This is a genomic window from Deltaproteobacteria bacterium HGW-Deltaproteobacteria-4 (assembly GCA_002841765.1).
Taxonomy (GTDB): domain Bacteria; phylum Desulfobacterota; class Desulfuromonadia; order Desulfuromonadales; family UBA2197; genus UBA2197.
Map to the genome: position 1 here is coordinate 42,304 of PHAV01000011.1, position 16,678 is coordinate 58,981.

The 16,678-nt window shown below is 59.3% G+C and carries 12 protein-coding genes, 1 tRNA gene and 1 pseudogene (1 of these 14 cut by a window edge); 12 read left to right on the top strand and 2 right to left on the bottom strand.

Annotation, left to right across the window (positions count from 1 at the left end):
• The 3 genes and pseudogenes from CVU69_08950 to CVU69_08960 form a co-directional block, all read left to right on the top strand.
• Nucleotides 1-858: pseudogene (locus tag CVU69_08950) on the top strand (C4-dicarboxylate ABC transporter permease) (it extends 267 nt beyond the left edge of the window).
• Between the two features lie 73 nt (nucleotides 859-931).
• Nucleotides 932-1,879: an AEC family transporter gene (locus tag CVU69_08955; protein ID PKN12063.1), complete on the top strand. Its 948-nt coding sequence runs from the start codon at nucleotides 932-934 to the stop codon at nucleotides 1,877-1,879.
• Nucleotides 1,880-1,992: 113 nt separating this feature from the next.
• Entirely contained in the window at nucleotides 1,993-3,687 is a 1,695-nt protein-coding gene (locus tag CVU69_08960) for a hypothetical protein (protein PKN12064.1), read from the top strand.
• Nucleotides 3,688-3,801: 114 nt separating this feature from the next.
• On the opposite strand, the gene CVU69_08965 is transcribed toward CVU69_08960, so the two are convergent.
• On the bottom strand, nucleotides 3,802-6,474 hold the full coding sequence (locus CVU69_08965; protein PKN12065.1) for a DNA polymerase I: 2,673 nt from the start codon (nucleotides 6,472-6,474) through the stop codon (nucleotides 3,802-3,804).
• 202 nt (nucleotides 6,475-6,676) lie between these two features.
• Between CVU69_08965 and CVU69_08970 the strand changes: the two genes are divergently transcribed.
• The 9 genes from CVU69_08970 (at nucleotide 6,677) to CVU69_09010 (ending at nucleotide 14,381) form a co-directional block, all read left to right on the top strand.
• Complete coding sequence (locus CVU69_08970; protein PKN12066.1) at nucleotides 6,677-6,922, top strand: CopG family transcriptional regulator; 246 nt, start codon at nucleotides 6,677-6,679, stop codon at nucleotides 6,920-6,922.
• Nucleotides 6,919-7,326 (top strand): VapC toxin family PIN domain ribonuclease, encoded by a 408-nt coding sequence (locus CVU69_08975; GenBank protein ID PKN12067.1) that lies wholly within the window; start codon nucleotides 6,919-6,921, stop codon nucleotides 7,324-7,326. The genes CVU69_08970 and CVU69_08975 overlap by 4 nt, the downstream gene beginning before the upstream one ends.
• Nucleotides 7,327-7,472: 146 nt before the next feature.
• A complete protein-coding gene (gene yedF / locus CVU69_08980) occupies nucleotides 7,473-8,054 on the top strand; it encodes a sulfurtransferase-like selenium metabolism protein YedF (protein ID PKN12068.1) in 582 nt (193 codons plus the stop codon).
• Nucleotides 8,055-8,094: 40 nt separating this feature from the next.
• Nucleotides 8,095-8,189 (top strand) — tRNA-Sec (locus CVU69_08985).
• 27 nt (nucleotides 8,190-8,216) lie between these two features.
• Nucleotides 8,217-9,620, top strand: a complete 1,404-nt coding sequence (locus tag CVU69_08990) for an L-seryl-tRNA(Sec) selenium transferase (protein PKN12069.1) — start codon at nucleotides 8,217-8,219, stop codon at nucleotides 9,618-9,620.
• Nucleotides 9,621-9,645: 25 nt separating this feature from the next.
• Nucleotides 9,646-11,562, top strand: a complete 1,917-nt coding sequence (gene selB / locus CVU69_08995; protein PKN12070.1) for a selenocysteine-specific translation elongation factor — start codon at nucleotides 9,646-9,648, stop codon at nucleotides 11,560-11,562.
• Nucleotides 11,563-11,760: 198 nt separating this feature from the next.
• Entirely contained in the window at nucleotides 11,761-12,813 is a 1,053-nt protein-coding gene (selD, locus tag CVU69_09000; protein ID PKN12071.1) for a selenide, water dikinase SelD, read from the top strand.
• A gap of 108 nt (nucleotides 12,814-12,921) precedes the next feature.
• Entirely contained in the window at nucleotides 12,922-13,632 is a 711-nt protein-coding gene (locus CVU69_09005) for a hypothetical protein (protein PKN12072.1), read from the top strand.
• Nucleotides 13,633-13,742: 110 nt separating this feature from the next.
• Complete coding sequence (locus tag CVU69_09010; GenBank protein PKN12073.1) at nucleotides 13,743-14,381, top strand: hypothetical protein; 639 nt, start codon at nucleotides 13,743-13,745, stop codon at nucleotides 14,379-14,381.
• A gap of 98 nt (nucleotides 14,382-14,479) precedes the next feature.
• On the opposite strand, the gene CVU69_09015 is transcribed toward CVU69_09010, so the two are convergent.
• Nucleotides 14,480-16,333, bottom strand: coding sequence for a hypothetical protein (locus CVU69_09015; GenBank protein ID PKN12074.1), 1,854 nt, complete (start codon nucleotides 16,331-16,333; stop codon nucleotides 14,480-14,482).
• Between the last annotated feature and the right edge of the window lie 345 nt (nucleotides 16,334-16,678).

A 16,678-nucleotide genomic window follows, 5' to 3' on the forward strand; every position in this document is an offset into this window, starting at 1 on the left:
ACCTCCGGTGGCCTCGGCATCCTCATCCCGCCGTCGATCGTCATGGTCATCTACGCCGTCTCCACCAACACCTCCATCGGCAAGCTCTTTATCGCCGGCGTCATCCCCGGCCTCCTCCTCGGGCTGCTGCTGCTCACGGTGACCTGGATTGTCGCCAAAAAGCGTAACTATCCGCGGCTGCCGAAAGCGAGCTGGACGATGCGCCTACGTTCGATGCGCGAGTGCATGTGGGGGCTCTTTCTGATCGTCGTCGTTATCGGCGGCATCTATAGCGGCATCTTCACCCCCACCGAAGCGGCGGCAATGAGTGCAGTCTATGCCTTTATCGTTGCCGTCTTTATCTACAAAGATATGAAACTCAAGGACGTGCCGAAGACCCTTCTTGCTTCGGCGAATATGTCGGCGATGATCCTTTACATCATCACCAATGCCGTGCTCTTTTCCTTCCTCCTCACCTCGGAGCAGATCCCCCAGGAGCTGACCTCCTGGATCACCGGTTTGGGCCTCGGCTCCGTCGGCTTTCTGATCATGGTCAACCTCCTCCTTCTTGCCGCCGGCAACTTCATGGAGCCCTCCTCGATCCTCCTCATCACCGCCCCCCTCCTCTTCCCGATGGCGATGCAGCTCGGGATCGACCCGATTCATCTCGGGGTGCTGATGGTGGTAAATATGGAGATCGGCATGATCACCCCGCCGGTCGGACTCAATCTTTATGTCGCCTCGGGGATTTCCCATCTCGGCCTGACCGAGACGACCAAGGCCTGCGCGCCGTGGATTCTGGTGATGATGGCTTTCCTGATGCTGATCACCTATGTCCCGGCGATCTCTCTCTGGCTGCCGAACCTGTTGTTCAAGTAGGTCGATTACCACCCCCGTCCCCTCCTTAGTTAAGGAGGGGACGGGGGTGGTCAAAATAACTAAGTGAGCCCAGATGGCGCTGCCCTTCGTGGAAATTCTTCTGATTGTTCTGCCGGTCTTTGTCGTCATCGGCCTCGGCTGGGTGCTGTTGCGTTTCGGCCTCATCGATAGTGAATTCCTCCGTCAGACCAACCGTCTCGTTTATTACGTCTGTCTCCCCCTCCTCCTCTTCTATAAAATTGCCACCGCGGATTTCAGCAGTAACTTTAATGCGGCCCTGGTAAGTGCTTCAGCTCTGGCGATTGTTGCGGGATTTTTAATCTCGTATGCGTTCGCACGGCTGCGCCATTACCCGCCCGCGGTGACCGGCGCTTTTTCCCAGGGTTCATTTCGCGGCAATATTGCTTATGTCGGCCTAGCGATCGTCCTCAATGCCTATGGCGAAGCAGGGTTGACCAAGGCCAGCATGGTCATGGGCTTTATCGTCCCGGTCCTTAACTGGTTCGCTATCCTTGCCCTGCTGCTGCCGCATCGTGGAACGCAAGGAACTCACCCCAGCGGCGACTGGCGGCGGGCGCTCCTCTTGAATCCTCTCATCCTTGCCTCCCTCGCCGGGTTGGTGTGGAGTTTTCTGCAACTGCCGATGCCGCGCCTGCTGGCCAGCAGCCTCCATCTCGCCAGCAGTATGACCCTCCCCCTCGCCCTCCTTGCCATCGGCGGCAGCTTTACCCCGCAGCGCCTGCGCGGTGACCTGTGGCGGGCTGGGCTCGCCACCGCGATCAAACTGGTCATCGTCCCCCTCTGTGCTGCCGGCCTCCTTTGGTTCTTTGGGCTGCGCGGCATGGACCTCGGTATCGGTGTCCTCCTCGCTGCCACGCCGACGGCGACCGCCACCTACATTATGGCCGACCAGATGGGCGGAGATGCCGAACTCGCCGGCTCGATCATCATGCTCTCGACCCTCGCCGCCGCAGTCACCTACAGCGTCGCCCTCTTCCTCCTCCATTTTCTCGGGGCCTGAGCCTCCCCCGGGGATTTGCTTACTAAAAATAGTATGAAAATTATCCTCTTGCATGCCGGGACCGATCATAATATCTTCTGTTCTGCAGGAAATCACTTAAGTTGGGAGGATCCATGGCAGCAGAGTCCGAGAGCAGTTCGTCTTTTTCACGGCGACTCTTAATCCTCACGATAAGCGTCGGGCTGATCGCCGGCGTCGCCTTTCCACCGATCGCTGCATTCATGGTCGGTCCCAAGGCCTATGGCTGGCCGTTTGTGGTCAGTTGCCTGATCATGGGGCAGACGGTTGGCGCGATCCTTTATCTTGCCATTCGTTCTTCCTTGCGGCGTCAGCTGCGCCAGCATCTCCAGCTTTTGCAGTTAATCTCCGAGGAGACCATCGTTGCCGACGGCAGTACGGAAGAGCTGGAATCCTCCTTGCAAAAAAGTGTCGAGTCGATTCGTGCGCACATTCTTAACCTCATGACCCTTATCGATACCTTCATCCCCCATTATCAGTCGCTGGCAGAGGCGAGCAGTTTCCTTTCTGCGCGCACCCAGCTGGGGATCGGCGCTGCCCACGCAGCCCGGGGGAGCGTCATAACCCTGAATGAAAAACAACGCCAGATCGCTGCCGAGATGGAGCTCCTCCTGCGCCGCAGCCGGGGGGAAGTGATGATCTCCCAGCAACTCTCCGCGGCCTTGCAGGAGATGGCACATGCCATGGATCGTTCGAATGACCGTTTTCTCGAAACGACCGCGACTGTCGATGAGATGACCGGGAGTATTCGTCAGGTTGCCAGCGAATCGGAACAGATTGCCCGTTCAGTCGAAATGAGTGCGCGTGATCTCGGGGGGATCGATGAATCGATGGCACGGATACGTGACGAGGCCGAGAAGGGGGCCCAGGCCGCGCAGTCGCTGCGGGACGATGCCGAAGAGGGATTGATCGTTGTCGATGCCGCGATCAGTGAAATGGACCGGATTGACCGCGAAGGGGAGAAAGCGCGCCTCGCCATGCAGCGTCTGGCAGCTCAGGCGGCGGCGGTCAACAAGATCATCAAGGTGATGAAGGCGCTGGTCTCGGATACCGAGCTTCTGGCTTTCAATGCCGCAATCATCGCCGCCCAGGCTGGAGCCGAAGGGAGGGGCTTTGCAGTGGTCGCGGAAGAGATTGGTGACCTCGCCGGCCGGACGCGCGAGAGCGCCGAGGAGATCAGCGGGATTGTACAGGCGATTGCCGTGGAGAGCGACGAAGTCACCGCCGCCGTCGCTGCCACCGGCGAAAGGATCGGGGCCGGGAAGGCCCAGTCCCGCAGTGCCGGCAACGCCCTGCGCAAGATCGTCGCCAGTTCTGCCGACGCCGCAGCAACGACAGCCGCCATTGTCAAGGTTACCGAAGAACAGCAGCATCGCACCCGCACCCTTATCGCCGGGGCGGCGCAAGGGACGAGTTCAGTGCGGGCGATTGCCCGGGCGATTCAGGAACAGCAGATCGCCATCGAGCGGATTCAGCACGGTGTCATCGATATGAAGGGGGCTTCAGACCTGATGACGCGCGGCATGGAAGAGCAGATCACCGCCAAACAGGCTTTTGACACAGGTCTGGCCGAACGCGGCGAACAATTTACGGCGATCAACTCTGCGGTCGGTTTTCAGCTCGAGGTCAGCGAAAAGGTTCTTGAACACTTTGCCACTTCGGAAGAGCGACTCAAAGGAAATGCCGAGCGCACGGCCATCATTGACCGCGAGATTCAGGCCCTGGAAGAGATTGCCCGGTCGCTGCAGCAGCTAACCGATCGTTATGGCGCGCTGCGGCGGAGGAAGTGAATCCCCTGAGAAATCACCACCCCTACTAGCCCCTCCTTGAAAAAGGAGGGGGACAATAAGCTTTCAACTCCCCTCCTTTTTTAAGGAGGGGTCGGGGGTGGTCCCCTTAACGCCTTAATGCGCCTCCCGCCAGTTCTTCCCGACTCCGATCGCGACCGTCAGCGGTACCGAAAGCGCCATCGCCCCTTCCATCTCCTCCTTGACCAGGCTCTGCATGATCTCCACCTCCGCCAACGGCACATCAAAGACGAGTTCGTCGTGCACCTGCAGCAGCATCTGGCTTGCCAGCCCTTCCTTCCCTAAACGATTAAAGATCTTCACCATCGCCACCTTGATGATGTCGGCGGCTGAGCCCTGAACCGGGTAGTTGACGGCGTTGCGTTCCGCATAAGAACGAATCCCGCCGTTGCTGCTGTGGATATCAGGGACGGCGCAGCGCCGGCCGAGAATGGTGGTGACGTAGAGCTGCTGCCGAGCCTCGGCCTGTTTGGCGGCGATGAAGTCCTTGACCCGGCTGTAGCGGGCAAAGTAGCTGTCGATAAAGTGCTGGGCGGTCTTGCGGTCGACGCCGAGGTCCTTGGCAAGGCTGAAGGCGCCCATGCCGTAAAGGACGGCAAAATTGATGGTCTTGGCCTGGCGGCGCTGCTCGCTGGTCACCAGCTCCGGAAAGATGCCGAAGATTTCACTAGCGGTGCGGCGATGAATATCCTCATCGTGGAGGAAACTCTCCTTGAGGGAGGGCTCGTCGGCGAGATGGGCGAGAACGCGGAGTTCGATCTGCGAATAGTCGGCGCAGAGGAGGAGATTTCCCTGAGCGGGGATAAAGGCTTCACGGATGCGCACGCCGATTTCGCTGCGGATCGGGATATTCTGCAGATTCGGATCGCTGGAGGAGAGGCGGCCGGTGACAGCGATCGCCTGGTTGAAAGAGGTATGAATCCGCCCGGTCTCGGGGTGGATCAGCTTCGGCAGGGCGTCGGTGTAGGTCCCCTTGAGCTTGGCGAGGGTGCGGTAATCGAGGAGGCGGCTGGCAATGAGATGCTCGGCGGCGAGATCGGTGAGAACATCGACGTCGGTCGACCAGCCGCTCTTGGTCTTCTTCCCTTTGGGGAGCTGCAGTTTGTCAAAGAGAATCTCGCCGAGCTGCTTTGGCGAAGCGATATTGAAGGTCGTGCCGGCGAGCTCGTGGATCTCGTGCTCCAGGCGGACGAGTTTCCCTTCGATCTCGCGGGAAAGGCCGGCCAGGAGGTCAGCATCGACGCGGATGCCGGTCCACTCCATCTCGGCAAGGATAACGGACAGGGGCATCTCCACCTGATAAAAAAGTTGCTCCTGACCGCTTTCAGAAAGTCGGGGAGCGAAGTATTCGTAGAGGCGCCAGGTGACATCGGCATCTTCGGCAGCGTAAACCGTGGCCTTCTCGATCTCGACTTCACTGAAACAGACGCGGTTCTTGCCGGTGCCGGTCATCTCGTCGTAAGCGATGGTCTTGTAGTCGAGGAGTTCGGCGGCGAGGGCATCCATGCCGTGCGACTTGGCGGTGGGATTGGTGAGATAAGAAGCGAGCATGGTGTCGAAATTCAGGCCGACGACCAGCACCCCGGCGCGGCGCAGGACGAGGGCATCGAATTTGCCGTTCTGGGCGATCTTGAGGCGGGCAGGATCGGTCAAGAGGGGACGGAGACGATCGAGGACGACGGCTACATCGAGCTGTTCCGGCATGCCGAGGTAATGATGGCGCACCGGAATGTACCAGCCACTCCGGCTGCGGGTAGCAAAAGAGAGGCCGACAAGGTCGGCGCGAGTCGGGTCGAGGCCGGTCGTTTCGGTGTCGAAGGCAAAGGCCGGAGCCGCTTCCAACTCGGCGACGAGTTCATCCAGGTCGGCCAGGGTCAACACGCAGCGGTAGTTGCTGCTGTCGCTCCGTTCGGCACTGGAAAAGGCACTGAGGAGTTTGTGAAATTCCAGTTCCTTGAAGATTTCGGTGAGGGCAGGGCGGTTCGGTTCGCGCGGCGCCAGCGATTCCAGGTCGTAGTTAATCGGCAGATCGTCGATCAGGGTGACCAGCTGACGGCTGAGACGGGCCTGGTCGGCAAAGTTTTCGAGGTTTTCGCGTTGCTTCCCCTTGAGCTGGTCGGTATTGGCGAGGAGATTCTCGACCGTCCCGAACTCCTGAATCAACTTGACGGCGGTCTTTTCGCCGATGCCGGGGACACCAGGGACATTATCGGAGGAATCGCCGGCCAGGGCCTGTACCTCGATGACGCAGGAGGGCGGACCGCCGAACCGTTCGGCGACTTCGTCCATGCCGGTGATCTTCTCCTTCATGGTATCAAGGAGGCGCACCTGCGGGGTGACGGTCTGCATCAGATCCTTGTCGCCGGTGACGATTGTTACTTCCAGTTCGTCGCTGGCAAAGCGTTTCGCCAGGGTGGCAATCAGATCATCCGCTTCAAAACCGACTTCTTCCAGAACCGGCAGATTGAAGGCGGCAACGATCTCCTTGATCCTGGGGATCTGCGGCACGAGATCATCCGGCATCGAGATCCGGTTCGCCTTGTATGCCGGATAAAGCTCTTTGCGGAAGGTCGGACCGCGTGGATCGAAAACGACCGCCAGATAGTCGGGCTGCTCGTCGCGGACGATCTTGAGGAGCATGGTGGTAAAGCCGTAGATGGCGTTGGTCGGAAAGCCCTTGCCGTTGGAGAGGTGGCGGATGGCGTAATAAGCGCGATAGATGTAGCTGGAGCCGTCGATCAGATACAGACGTTTGCTTTGGTCAGACATAAGGAGCCTCGCTGAAATTGAATGGGCGGAGTATTTCACAGGCGGCAGAAAAGGTAAAAAGGTTTTGTCTGGTTGACTCCCTTCCTGTCTGAGGAGGACCCAACTTCGGACTAAAAGGGCTGGGGGTGGTCGGTTTATTTTTTGACGTTTCCGGTAAAGACTGTTATCATTTTTAAAAAAGTGTAATCACTGGAGGCACGTCATGATCAGAACGCAAATCCAATTACCGGAAGAGCAAGTCTCAGCCCTTAAAAATCTTGCCTCGCGGCAACAGACCTCGATGGCCGAGCTGATCCGTCGGGCGATCGATATGTTCACCGCGTCGTCCGATGCTGCGAATCTTCAGGAGCAGCGGCAACGGGCTCTGGCGGCCGCCGGACAGTTTCATTCCGGGCATGGCGATTTGTCCGCCAAGCATGACGACTATCTTGTCGAGGTCTACAAATGAGGAGCATCTTCATCGACACCTCTGCCTTTCTCGCCGTCCTTGACGCCGATGATGACTATCACTCTTCGGCTAAGAGCGCTTGGGGAGAGATACTGGCATCCGCTTCTCTGTTGGTGACCAGTAACTATATTCTGGTTGAAACCTTTGCCCTGGTGCAGAATCGGCTGGGGCTTCAGGCCATCAGAATCTTTCAGGAAGACATCGTACCGCTCCTCTCGATCCGGTGGGTCGATGCACCAATTCATGCCGCTGCGACCAGTGCCTTGCTGGCAGCCAACAGAAAGAAGCTCAGCCTCGTAGACTGTGTTTCGTTCGAAGTTATGCGCCATGCGGCTATAAGGTCTGCCTTTACTTTTGACCGTCATTTCAAAGAGCAGGGCTTTGATTGTGTCCCGAATCTCTGACGCAAAAGTTGACCGGTGTCTTGTTTGAAAAAGAGCAGAGTACAATCTTAAAAATCCAATAAGTTTTCGATAAGTTTTCTTGCAAAACGCTGCGCAAACGAATATAGTCCACGGGATTTTCAATCCTGGAGTGACGGTGGGGAGCGATGAAAATAGTTGATTGTCGTGCCCAAAAATGCCCATATCCTGTCGTCGAAACCCGCAAGCTGCTCCTTGCCGAACCGGGTGTGCCCTTCACCATTCTCGTCGGCGATAGCAGCGGCCGGGAGAACGTGGCGCGGCTCGCCGCCAGTCTGGGCTATGCCGTCCGTCTGGAAGCGTCCGAAGGAGGCTTTGCCCTGGAGCTTCATCCCGGGGAGAAACCGGCCGCAGCGGCAGGATTGGCAGTGCAGGGAAAGACCGTCGCCGTCATCTCCTCCGAGGTCATGGGACGGGGCAGCGACGAGCTGGGACGACTTCTGCTGAAGAACTTCCTCTTCACCCTGACTGAACTGGAGAGCGTCCCGGATGTTCTGTTCTTCGTTAATGCCGGGGTGAAGCTCACCACCGCCGACTCCGAGGCCCTCGAAGCCCTGGACAAACTCGCCTGCATGGGGGCGGACATTGCTTCCTGCGGACTCTGTCTCGACTTCTTTCACCTCAAGGAGAAGCTGGCAGTCGGCCGGGTCACCAACATGCTCGATATTGCCGAGACCATGCAAAAGGCAGGACGGATCATCCCGCTTTGATCCCCTGTCGCAAAATTCCATCGATTCTTGAAAGTTTACGGGAGTAGTTCGTAGCTTGGTGGCGCGCCCGGTCTTCAAAACCGGTGAGGGGCGTATCCCGTCCCTGGTGGGTTCGATTCCCATCTACTCCCGCCATATTTCCCATCCCCTGGCGGCCTGCCCATGAACGACATTAACACGCTTCTGCGCCGACTCCCCGCTGTCGACCGGCTCCTTAACGAGCCGGCTCTGCGCGATCTCGTCAGTCATATCCCGCATCTCCTCCTCGTCGAAGCGGCGCAGCAGACCATCTCCGAAGTGCGCCGGCAGGTCCTCGCCGGAGAATCCCCCGAACTCTCCCCGGCAATTATCGCCGACCGCGCCGCGGTCCTGGCGCAAAGGAAGACCGAGCCCGCCCTGCGGCCGGTCCTCAATGCCACCGGCACCCTGCTGCATACCAACCTCGGCCGGGCTCCCCTCGCCCCGGCAGCGCTGGCGGCGGTCACGGCCGTGGCCCGCGGCTACTCCAATCTCGAATTCGACCTGATCAGCGGCGAACGCGGCCATCGCTTCAGCCACATCGAAGAGTTGCTGATCCGTCTGACCGGCGCCGAGGCGGCGACCGTCGTCAATAATAACGCCGGCGCGGTCCTCCTCGCCCTGACCGCCCTGGCCAAAGGGAAAGAGGCGATCGTTTCGCGCGGCGAGATGATCGAGATCGGCGGCGCCTTCCGCGTCCCCGACGTCATGGCCGCCGGCGGCGTGCTGCTGCGCGAAGTCGGGACCACCAACAAGACCCACCTGCGCGATTATCGCGAAGCCATCAATGCCGACACCGGACTCCTGCTGAAAATCCACACCAGTAACTACCGCATCGTCGGCTTTACCGCCGCTGTCAGTGGTGCAGAGATGGTCGATCTCGGCCGCGAGCACGGTCTGGCGGTGATGGAAGATCTCGGCAGCGGCATGCTCCTCGATCTCTCCCCCTTCGGGCTCCCCCGCGAGCCGACCGTCGCCGAAGCAGTGGCTGCGGGGATTGATGTCGTCACCTTCAGCGGCGACAAGCTCCTCGGCGGCCCCCAGGCCGGCCTTATCGTCGGCCGCCGCGCCGCCATCGAAAAGATCCGCAAACACCCCATGGCCCGCGCCCTGCGCAGCGACAAGCTGACCCTGGCGGCGCTCGAAGCCACGCTGCGACTTTACCTTGATCCGCAGCGGGCTTTGGCGGAGATCCCGGTGCTGCGCATGCTGGCGGTCTCCCCGACCGAACTCAAGAATCGCAGCCGCCGGCTCGCCCGCCGCTTGACCGCCGTTGTGGCAAAGACCGCTCGCATCGAAGTCGTGGCCGAGACCTCGACCGTCGGCGGCGGCGCGCTCCCTTTGACCCAGCTCCCCGGTTTCGCTCTGGCGATTACGCCGCAGAACCTCTCCGTCGATGCTCTGGCCGCCCGCCTGCGCAGCGGTCGGCTGCCGCTGGTTTGTCGCATTCAGGAGGGCCGACTGCTCCTCAATCTCCGTACGGTCGCGCAAAGCGAAGAGAACGATCTGGTGCAGGCCGTGACCGCCGCCCTCTGCGGGGATAAGTGATGAATTCCCCCTCCTTGGCGACATTATGAGCACAACCCCCCGTCACTTTATTATCGGCACCGCCGGCCATGTCGACCACGGCAAGACCGCCCTGATTCAGGCGCTGACCGGCCAGGAGACCGACCGGCTCAAAGAAGAAAAAGAGCGCGGCATCTCCATCGAACTCGGCTTTGCCTCCTTCCGCCTGCCGGGCGGGGACTTAGCCGGTGTTGTCGACGTCCCCGGCCATGAGCGCTTTATTCACAACATGCTCGCCGGCGTCGGCGGTATCGACCTGGTGCTGCTGGTGGTCGACGTCATGGAAGGTTCGATGCCGCAGACCCGCGAGCACCTGCAGATTTTGCAGTTGCTCGATGTGCCGCGCGGCATCATCGTCCTCACGAAATGTGATCTGGCTGACGACGAATGGATCGATCTGGTCGAGGAAGAGATCCGCGAGGAGGTGGCGGAAACTTTTCTCAAGGACGCCCCCTTCTGCCGCGTCTCCTCCCTCAGCGGTGCCGGTATCCCCGAACTGGTGAAGACCATCCGTGAGGAGTTGAAGAGCAGTACCCCCAAGGATGCCGACGGGCCGTTGCGTCTCCCCATCGACCGCCACTTCAGCGTTGCCGGCTTCGGTACGGTTGTCACCGGTACCCTCCTCACCGGCAGGATCAAGGTCGGCGACTCGGTGGAGGTCCTCCCCCCCGGCGAGCGCGTGCGGGTGCGCGAGGTGCAGGTCCACGGCAAGAAGATGGAGGGAGCAGCGGCCGGGCAGCGCGTCGCCCTCAACCTGGTCGGCCTCGATCGTCAGCGGCTGCAGCGCGGCGCCGTCGTCGGCACCCCGGGGATCTTCGAACAGACCGAGCGCCTCGACGTCCGCCTCACCCTCCTCCCTTCGGCGCCCCGGCCCCTCAAGTTTCGCGATCCGATCCATTTTTACCTCGGCACCGCCCGGGTGGTCGGGGTGGTGGCGCTGCTCGACCGCGACCTGCTCGAGCCCGGGGAGAGCGCCATTGTCCAGATCCACCTCGATCGCCCTCTGGTCGCCCACCGCCTCGACCGTTTCATTGTCCGTTCCTATTCGCCGATGACCACCATCGGCGGCGGTGTCGTGATCGACCCGAATCCCGTCAAACATCGCCGCTTCCGCGACGAGGTGATGCTTGCCCTCTCCGAACTCGAATCGGGAGAGAAGTCGTTTCTGCTGCAAAAGCTCCTCGATCAGGGCTGTGCCCGGCTCAAGGATCTCGAACTGATCTCCGGCATGGGACAGGAGCGGATTGTCGGTCATCTGGAGAAACTGGAGAGCGAAGGGAAGGTGGTCCGCCTCGCTGACCAGTGGGCGGTCGTCGAAACGATGCGCACCTGGCGCCTCAAAATGAGCGAGGAGACCGACCGCTTTCACGCTGCCAGTCCGCTCCTCCCCGGCATTCCCCACGCCACGCTGAAGAGCGTTCTGCCGCCGGCCCTGGCAGCGAAGGCCTTTGATCAGTTGCTGGCGGAAGCTCTGGCCGCCGGGGATCTTGTCCAGCAGGGTGAGTTTCTGGCCCGTCCCGGCTTTGCCCCGACCCTTTCGGCTAACGAGCAACGCACGGTCGAGCGGATCGAAGCGGCCTACCGCGAGGAGGGGGCGCAAGCAAAGAACAGGCAGGAGATGCTTGAACGTCTCGGATACGACCCGGCCCAGACAGAACCGCTTCTCACCTACCTCTTCAGTACCGGCCGTCTGGTGCGGCTCAACGACGAGAGTTTTTTCCACATAGACACCTATCAGCAGGCCATGGCCAAGCTCCGCGCCCACTTTGCCGCCCACCAGACCCTGACCCTCGCCGAGTTCCGCGATCAGATCAACAGCGCCCGCAAACAGGTGCAGAGTTTCCTCGAACACTGCGATGCCCTCAAGTACACCATGCGCCGCGGCGATGTCCGGGTCGCATGGAAACTGCCGGAAGGGCAGTGAATAGTGAATAGTGAATAGTGAATAGTGAATAGTGAATAGTGAATAGTGAATAGTGAATAGTGAATAGTGAATAGTGAATAGTGAATAGTGAATAGCCATGAGGCGAGCGAGCGAAGCAAGCGGGCGAAAGCCGCCCTAAGATTTTACTGATTACCATTCACTATTCACCATTCACCAACTCCCCGAAAGGAGGTACCCATGGTCGAAAAACCGATCCGCCTGACCAGCTTCTCCCGCTCCAGTGGTTGAGCTGCCAAACTGGCCCCCGGGCCGCTGGCGCAGGTGCTGCGTCAACTTCCGACATTCGAGGATGAAAACCTCCTCTCCGCTGCTATCCCCTTTGCCGATGCCGGGGTTTACCGCCTCAACAGCGATCTGGCACTGGTGCAGTCTGTCGATTTCTTCACGCCGATCGTCGATGATCCGCTCAGCTACGGCCGTATCGCCGCCGCCAACGCCCTCTCCGACATCTACGCCATGGGCGCCCGGCCGCTGACCGCCCTCTCTCTGGTCGGCTTTCCGGCCTGCCTCGATCGCAGCATCCTTGTTGAGATCCTGCGCGGCGGGGTCGAAAAGGTCAAGGAAGCCGGTGCAGTTATCGTCGGCGGCCACACTGTTGACGACGAAGAGCCCAAAGTCGGACTGGCAGTGACCGGCCTGGTCGATCCGGCGAAGATGGTGAGTACCGTCGGCGCCCGGCCCGGCGATGTTCTGGTCCTGACCAAGCCTCTCGGTACCGGCATCCTCGCCACCGCCCTCAAGGGGGAAGTTCTGGTTGAAGCCGAGATCCGCGCCGCCATCATCGGTATGGAGACTCTGAACCGGGCCGCCTGCGAGGCGATGCTCGAAGTCGGTGTGCACGCCTGCACCGATATCACCGGTTTCAGTTTGATGGGGCATGCCCTCGAACTCGCCGAAGCGAGCGGCGTACTGCTGGAGATCGACGCTGCGGCCCTCCCGGTCTATCCCCGGGTTCGGGAGATGGCGGCGATGGGGCTGGTGCCGGTCGGCAGCTACAACAACCGGGACTATTATCTGTCGCGGGTGCTGGAAGGCCAGAGCCTGCCGGCAGAAGTCCTCGACATCCTCGCTGACCCGCAGACCTCCGGCGGACTGCTGATGGCGGTAGGAGCAGAAGAGCTTGTTGCCCTGCTGGCAGCGCTGACCGCAAGAGGGACGAAAGGCTGGGTGATCGGGCAGGTCCATGCTGCCCCCGGCGGACGTTTGCGAGTAGTGCGGGGGACGGTATAGCAGCGCGCCAACGCTTTAAATTCGCAGATGATTACTTGACAATCAGCGCCGAAAAAGTGTATTTCTTATATGTTTTTCATCCCAATAACCCCGTGAAAGGATTCATCCATGAAGAGCAAGATTTTAGCGCTTTCCTCCACCCTCTGCCTGCTGCTCGTTGCCAGCGGCTGCACAGCGCAGGAACAGAAAAGCAGAGCCACCGAGCTGAAGACTCTGACCGAGCGGGTCAGTTACGGCATCGGTCTTAACATCGGCCGTGATTTCAAGGCTCAGCACATCGAAGTCAATACCGACCTCCTCGCCCAAGGGGTCAGCGACGCCATGGGTGGCGGCAAAGTGTTGATGACTGAGGAAGAAACCCAGAAGACCATGGTGGAGTTTCAAGCCGAGTTGAAGACGGCCCAGGAGAAACGGACGGCTGAATTAACTGCAAAGAATATCAAGGAAAGTGAAGTCTTTCTGGCCGAGAATGGCAAGAAGGAAGGGGTCACTGTCCTGCCGAGCGGCCTGCAGTATAAAGTGATCGAGGCCGGTTCCGGCAAGAACCCGACCAAAGAGAGCACTGTGACCGTCCATTATCGCGGTCGTTTGATCGATGGCACCGAGTTCGACAGCTCCTACAAGCGCGGTGAGCCTGCGACCTTCCCGGTGGCCGGCGTCATCCCCGGCTGGACCGAGGCCCTGCAACTGATGCAGGAAGGGGCCAAGTGGGAACTGGTTATCCCGGCAAATCTCGCTTATGGCGAGCGTGGCGCCGGACAGCTCATCGGTCCTAACGCTGTCCTCCTCTTCGATGTCGAGCTGGTCAACGTCAAATAATCCACCCCCCGGTAAACAAAACCGTCCGGTCGCATGATCGGGCGGTTTTTTAATTGACCCCCGGTTTGACCCTATTTTTGTACAGCAAGACCTTTTCGGCGGGAGAATTCATGAAGAAGATTTCGATTTTGCTCTGCGGCCTGCTCCTTGGCCTCGGTTCCGCTTCCGACAGTCGGGCCGGGGATCTCTTTTACCTGAGTGCCCAGGCCGGCGGCGGTCTGCTGCAAAAGACGCCATGGGGCGGGAGTATAGAGGATACGGATTTCAAGGTCGGCACCCAGGCCGGCGGCGCTCTCGGGTTCACCTTCCCCGAGGGGCGAATCGAAGCGGAAGTCAGTTATCGCCAGAATGATATCGAAGAGATCACCTTTGAGGGGAAGCCCTTCGAACCGGGCGGTAGCATGACGGCTTTGAGCGTGATGCTCAATTCCTACGCCGATTATCCCGTGACTTCCGGTGCGGCCCCTTATTTCATGGTCGGCGCCGGGATGGCCCGGGTGACCTTCGATGAAGAACTCAGTCTCGGCATTTCCTTCTCCGAGACTGAGGATACCGTCTTCGCTTATCAGGGAGGCGTCGGAGTCGGCCTTAACATCACTAAAAACCTTGTCTTTGATCTCGGCTACCGCTACTTCGCCACCCTCAATCCCGAATTTACCAGCGTCGATAAGGTTACGCTGCAGTTTCAGAAGGTAGAACTCAAATACCGGAGTCATGCTGCCACCGCCGGTCTGCGCTACCACTTCTGATCACTCAAAATTACAGTAGGTTGACGCCAATCAGGATAAAAGAAAGCGGGCCCGGGAATATACATTTCCCGGGCCCGCTTTCTTTGTTTTATTTCAGGTTACGGTTTCGTGGTGAATGACCAGACATCGCTAGTATTCGAGTCCCTGCTGTCGTCAGCCACCACTTTCCAGTAATATTTCGTGTTGGCGGTGAGAGGCGTTGTCAGAGTGCCTTCCACACCGATCGGGGAGGTGGAGGAGCCGCCACCTCCCCCTCCGCAGGCGGAAACCAGGGCGCTGGCGAGAATCAGCAGGCTAACCAGCAGTGCCAGTTTTTTACGGTTCCGCTGATTACCGGCAGCGCCGATTCCGAAGAGGGCCAGGGCCGCGGCCCCCAGGCCGGCGTAGAGCGATTTTTGCTCACCGAAGTGGAGTGTCACGAGTGTGCCGGCAGTAAAATCGGGGGATGTCGAGCAGACAATCGAGTAGTTGACAACATCCCCATCCGGATCGGTGACCTCTGTCCAGGAGAAAGTGGGGGTGAGGGCGACCCCGATCTGTCCATCAGTCGGAGAGATGAGTGCAGGCTTACCGGGACGTTGGTTGTTGGCGGACAGACCGTAGCCCGCGACGCTGGCAGTGGCGGTGCCGGCCGCCGGGTCGAGATAAGGGATGTCGAAGCTGTCCGAGAATTCTCCGACGGCTGTCGGTGCAAAATTCACTTTGAAGGTACAGGTTGCGCCGGGTGCCAAGATCTGATTGGAGCAGCCATTTTCGCTGAGGGAGAAGGGCGCGGCCAAGGGATTGACAGCGCTGATGGATCCCAGGGCCAGGTCAAGGATACCGCGATTCGTCACCGTCACCGTCTGAAACGAGGTGCTAGTGACGATCAAATCGCTGAAACGCAGGGAGCTTACCACAGACAGGATCCCTTTCGGCACCGGGCCGAGATCAATGCCTTCCAGTCCGCCGAGCGTGCCGCCGCTAAAGGTGTGGAGGTTAATCGTCTTGACGACTTCGTTCAGAGCGGTGTCAATAACCGAGACGGTTTCGCTCAAGCGGTTCGCCGCATAGACGAAGGTGCCGTCACTATTGATTTCGATGCCGCGCGGGTTGTTGCCGACGGCGATGCTGGTCGTGATCTCGTTGGTTGTCAGGTTGATGACCGCCACGGCGTCGATGGCCTGCTCGGGAAGGTAGGCGTTGGTCACATAGGCGGTTAAGCCGTTCGGGTTGATGGTGACCCCCCAGGGAGCGGCGCCGGTCATCATGGCAATAAACGCCACCGAGTTGTCGGCGGTGTTGATCACCGCAACGGAATTGCCGCCGTTGTTAGCCACCAGAAGTTTGGAGCCGTCCGGGGTAATCGCCATCCCCATGGGGTAATCGCCGACAAACACTTCGCTTGCCAGGGTGAAGGTCGTGGCATTGACAATGGAAACAGAGTCAGAGAGATTATTGGAAATGTAGATGCGGGTTCCGGCCGGGTTGGTGATGACAGCAAAAGGCTGGATCGCCTGGGCTGAGGTCTCGATCGTTTTGGTCACACTGTAGTCGCCGGTGTTGATCTCCGACAGGTAGGTTCTGGCGCCGAGGGCGGGGTTGCCGTAGTGGGCCACAAAAGCTTTGCTGCCGTCGGGGCTGACAGCGACCCCCTGGGGTTGACTGCCGACGGGGATGGTAGCCACTACGACATTGCTGACGGCTTCGATCACCGAGACGCTGTCACTGCCGCGATTGGCCACGTAAACTTGGCTGCCGTCCGGGGTAACGGCGACTCCGATGGGTGCATTGCCGACAAGGACTTTGTTGGTTGCGGTGTCGTTAGCCAGATCGATGACCGTCACCCAACCGTCATAACTGTCGGCAATGTATCCGAAAGGAGCTGCCTCGGCAACGGCAGTCAATCCGAGGCAAAGGGCTGCGACGGCAATCCCTGATCTGATTTTTGTCCAGTAACTACATCTCTGCATGCTGCTTCTCCTTCTTTTTTGGGGGGGGTGTGTCTGGAAACCTGGAATGTCGGGTCTGTCCGAAATGTTCTGTCGGGGGAAAACCGCTAACAGGCTGAAAAATAAAAGATAGTTAACTTATCTCTCTTGGCGACAAGTGAAGCAATAAGCAAGCACATTATATGCCTGAATCTGAAACTTATTGATTTAACTGATAAATATTATTTTATATGATTAAAACAATTTATAATGCTTTTTTCAGAGGGGGAAATCAACCATAAAATAGAGGAAGTGTCCGTCAAGGGTGGTTCTGGTGGGGCATTTGCCCCATTTGTTGCGGGTGTCATTGCGGTCAACCGTGAATTT

Coding starts and splice junctions, on each gene's coding strand:
- CVU69_09010 (PKN12073.1), top strand. CDS start 13,743: ATGAAGAAGATTTCGATTTTGCTCTGCGGCCTGCTCCTTGGCCTCGGT.
- CVU69_09015 (PKN12074.1), bottom strand. CDS start 16,333: ATGCAGAGATGTAGTTACTGGACAAAAATCAGATCAGGGATTGCCGTC.
- CVU69_08965 (PKN12065.1), bottom strand. CDS start 6,474: ATGTCTGACCAAAGCAAACGTCTGTATCTGATCGACGGCTCCAGCTAC.
- CVU69_08990 (PKN12069.1), top strand. CDS start 8,217: ATGAACGACATTAACACGCTTCTGCGCCGACTCCCCGCTGTCGACCGG.
- yedF (PKN12068.1), top strand. CDS start 7,473: ATGAAAATAGTTGATTGTCGTGCCCAAAAATGCCCATATCCTGTCGTC.
- CVU69_08960 (PKN12064.1), top strand. CDS start 1,993: ATGGCAGCAGAGTCCGAGAGCAGTTCGTCTTTTTCACGGCGACTCTTA.
- CVU69_09005 (PKN12072.1), top strand. CDS start 12,922: ATGAAGAGCAAGATTTTAGCGCTTTCCTCCACCCTCTGCCTGCTGCTC.
- CVU69_08970 (PKN12066.1), top strand. CDS start 6,677: ATGATCAGAACGCAAATCCAATTACCGGAAGAGCAAGTCTCAGCCCTT.
- CVU69_08975 (PKN12067.1), top strand. CDS start 6,919: ATGAGGAGCATCTTCATCGACACCTCTGCCTTTCTCGCCGTCCTTGAC.
- CVU69_08955 (PKN12063.1), top strand. CDS start 932: ATGGCGCTGCCCTTCGTGGAAATTCTTCTGATTGTTCTGCCGGTCTTT.
- selB (PKN12070.1), top strand. CDS start 9,646: ATGAGCACAACCCCCCGTCACTTTATTATCGGCACCGCCGGCCATGTC.